The organism is Dietzia sp. CW19, from assembly GCF_014145265.1.
Taxonomy (GTDB): Bacteria; Actinomycetota; Actinomycetes; order Mycobacteriales; family Mycobacteriaceae; genus Dietzia; species Dietzia natronolimnaea.
This window is the reverse complement of record NZ_JAALEE010000393.1, coordinates 1-3,047: the sequence shown is the minus strand read 5'-3', so window position 1 is coordinate 3,047 and position 3,047 is coordinate 1. Positions and strand designations below refer to the sequence as shown.

The window sequence follows — 3,047 nt, the reverse complement described above, 5'->3', positions numbered from 1 at the left end:
CCCGGGGACCGCGGCGCGGTAGGCGGCCAGGTCCCAGGCGTCGGGTGTCGCCCACGGCCGGGAGGTGGCGGTCCCGACCGCCGCCAGGTCGTCGGTGTGGGCGCACGAGTCCGGGTCGACGCCCGGAGCCAGGGGCAGCATGGCGCATCGGTGGAAGTCCAGGACGGTCCGTCCGTCCTGGTCGGTGGTGGTGATGCGGAGCGCGGCGAGCCCGGTGGGGGTGCGGCCCGGTGAGTGGCTGTTGGTCTTGAGTCCCACGACCTCCGTCCGGGTGGTCAGGGTGTCACCGATCCGGGGTGCGGTGAGCAGACGCAGGCCGCGGTAGAAGAGGTTGGCCCGCACGCGCTGGGTGACAAGGGTGGACTGGCCGATCGCGACGTCGACGACGAGGCCCGGGTGGGCCACCGTGCCGCCGGTGACGGCGTGGGCGAGACGACGGTCCAGGGGGAGCCGCAGCCGGTCGCCGAGGATCGCCTGGTGTGCGGCGGCGAGACCGTCGGTCAGGGTGACGGACGGGGCGTCGACGACGACCTGACCCACCGCCAGCTGGTCGAAGTAGGGTCCGCCGACGGGCCGGGCGTCGCGAGTGTCCATGACCGGCATCCTAACCAAACCATGCGCATGATTATTGACTATCGGATGGAGGGTTGCGATGATGTCCGGACCCCGCCCGACGGGCGGATCGAGACGACGACGAGGTGTCACCGGTGCCGGACCTGAACCAGGACGAGGCCGACCTCGTCGCGACCGTGCGCCGGTTCATCGACCGCGAGGTCAGGCCGTCCGTGCGCGAGATGGAGCACGCGGACTCCTACCCGGAACGCTGGATCGAGCAGATGAAGCAGATCGGGATCTACGGCCTGGCCGTCCCCGAGGAGTACGGCGGGATGCCGGTCTCGATGCCCTGCTTCGTGCGCGTCACCGAGGAACTCGCCCGCGGCTGGATGTCCCTGGCGGGCGCCATGGGCGGGCACACGGTGGTGGCGAAGCTCCTCACCGAGTTCGGCACCGAGGAGCAGAAGTCCACCCACCTCCCGACGATGGCCACGGGTGAGGTGCGGGCGACCATGGCCCTCACGGAGCCCGGCGGGGGGTCGGACCTCCAGGCCATGGGCACCGTCGCGACACCCGACGGAGACGACCTGGTGATCACCGGGGCCAAGACGTGGATCTCGAACGCGCGCCGCTCCGGCCTCATCGCCCTGCTCTGCAAGACTGACCCGTCGGCGACGCCCGCGCACAGGGGGATCTCGATCGTCCTGGTCGGGCACGGTCCCGGGCTGACCGTCTCGAGGGACCTGTCCAAGCTCGGGTACAAGGGCGTCGAGACGTGTGAGCTGGCCTTCGACGGCTATCGCACGCCCGCCACGCAGGTGCTCGGCGGCGAGCCCGGACGTGGCTTCGCCCAGATGATGAAGGGCCTGGAGACCGGACGGATCCAGGTGGCCGGCCGTGCCCTCGGGGTGGCGGCCGCCGCCCTCGAGGATTCTCTCGCCTACGCGCAGCAGCGGGAGTCGTTCGGGCAGCCCATCTGGAAGCACCAGGCGGTCGGTCACCGTCTGGCCGACATGGCCACCAAGCTGTCCGCCGCGCGCCAGCTCACGCTCCACGCCGCCGAGCGTTCCGAGGCCGGCGAGCGCTGCGACATGGAGGCCGGGATGGCCAAGCTGTTCGCCTCCGAGGTCGGCATGGAGATCTCGCTCGACGCGGTCCGGATCCACGGCGGGTACGGCTACTCCACGGAGTACGACGTGGAGCGGTACTTCCGCGACGCCCCGCTCATGATCGTGGGCGAGGGGACCAACGAGATCCAACGCAACGTCATCGCATCGCAACTGGTGCAGCGAGGAGGACTGTCATGAGGGTGTTCGAGGGACTGGAGCAGCTCGAGGCCGAACTCGGGCGACACGTGGGGTACAGCGACTGGATGGAGATCACCCAGGACCGCATCGACGCGTTCGCCGACGCGACCGGGGACCACCAGTGGATCCACGTCGACCCGGTCCGGGCGGCGCAGGGGCCCTACGGAGCCACCATCGCCCACGGCTACCTGACCCTCTCCCTGCTGCCCGTGCTGGGCGCGGAGGTCATGGAGATCCGGGGGTTCCGGATGATGATCAACTACGGCGTCGACAAGGTCCGGTTCCCGGCACCGGTCCCGGTGGGATCGCGCATCCGGGCGGGGATCGAGCTCACCTCGCTCCAGCGCAGGGCCTCCGGGGTCCAGTTGGGCAGTCTGGTGACCGTGGAGGTCGAGGGCTCCGACCGTCCGGCGGTCGTCGCCGAGACCGTCCGGATGATGGTGGAATGAGTCGGTGAGTTCCCGCATGTCGCGGGCCCTCGCCGACGTCGTGGTCTGCGAACCCGTGCGCACCGCGGTGGGTCGCCGCCACGGCGCCCTCGCCCCGCTCGCGGCCGCCGATCTGGCCGCGGCCGCGATCTCCGGTCTGGTCGACCGCACCGGTCTGTCCGCCACGGACGTCGACGACGTGATCCTCGGGCAGTGTTACCCGAACGGGGAGGCTCCGGCGATCGGGCGCGTCGCGGCACTGGACGCCGGCCTGGACATCCGCACCCCCGGGATCCAGATCGACCGCCGGTGCGGATCCGGACTGCAGGCCGTGCTCAACGCCGCGATGCAGGTGGCGGTGGGCGCGAGCGAGGTGGTGATCGCGGGCGGGGCGGAGTCGATGTCGAACAGCGAGTTCTACTCGCTCGGCCTGCGCGGCGGTGTCCGCGGTGACCGCGTGGAGTTCGTCGACCGCATCGCGCGGGGCCGGGTGACGTCGGGCGGCCGTGACCACCCGATCCCCGGAGGCATGCTCGAGACCGCCGAGAACCTCCGCGCCGAGTACTCGATCTCCCGAGCCGAGCAGGACGAGCTGGCGGCCGAGAGCCAGCGGCGCGCCGTCGCGGCGCAGGACGGGCGGGTGTTCGACGAGGAGATCGTGCCGGTGCGGGTCCCCCGGGGCGGGGGAGACGACGTCGTCGTCGTCGACACCGACGAGCACCCCCGCCGCGGTGTCACCGCGGCATCACTCGCCGCG

3 protein-coding genes and 1 pseudogene are annotated in these 3,047 nt (G+C 71.4%); 3 read left to right on the top strand and 1 reads right to left on the bottom strand.

Going from position 1 to position 3,047, the window contains the following annotated elements:
- Positions 1-594 (bottom strand): annotated as a pseudogene (locus tag G6021_RS11990) (acyl dehydratase); the annotation flags it as partial.
- 113 nt (positions 595-707) lie between these two features.
- Between G6021_RS11990 and G6021_RS11985 the strand changes: the two are divergent.
- The 3 genes from G6021_RS11985 to G6021_RS11975 form a co-directional block, all read left to right on the top strand.
- Positions 708-1,862 (top strand): acyl-CoA dehydrogenase family protein, encoded by a 1,155-nt coding sequence (locus G6021_RS11985; RefSeq protein WP_182641378.1) that lies wholly within the window; start codon positions 708-710, stop codon positions 1,860-1,862.
- On the top strand, positions 1,859-2,311 hold the full coding sequence (locus G6021_RS11980) for a MaoC family dehydratase (RefSeq protein WP_182610334.1): 453 nt from the start codon (positions 1,859-1,861) through the stop codon (positions 2,309-2,311). Before G6021_RS11985 ends, G6021_RS11980 begins: the two co-directional genes overlap by 4 nt.
- Before the next feature lie 16 nt (positions 2,312-2,327).
- Positions 2,328-3,047: beta-ketoacyl synthase N-terminal-like domain-containing protein (locus tag G6021_RS11975; protein WP_182610335.1), on the top strand; the 720-nt coding region annotated here is incomplete at its 3' end.

Excerpts from the sequence above, each read along its gene's own strand:
- G6021_RS11980 (WP_182610334.1), top strand. The coding sequence starts at position 1,859 with ATGAGGGTGTTCGAGGGACTGGAGCAGCTCGAGGCCGAACTCGGGCGA.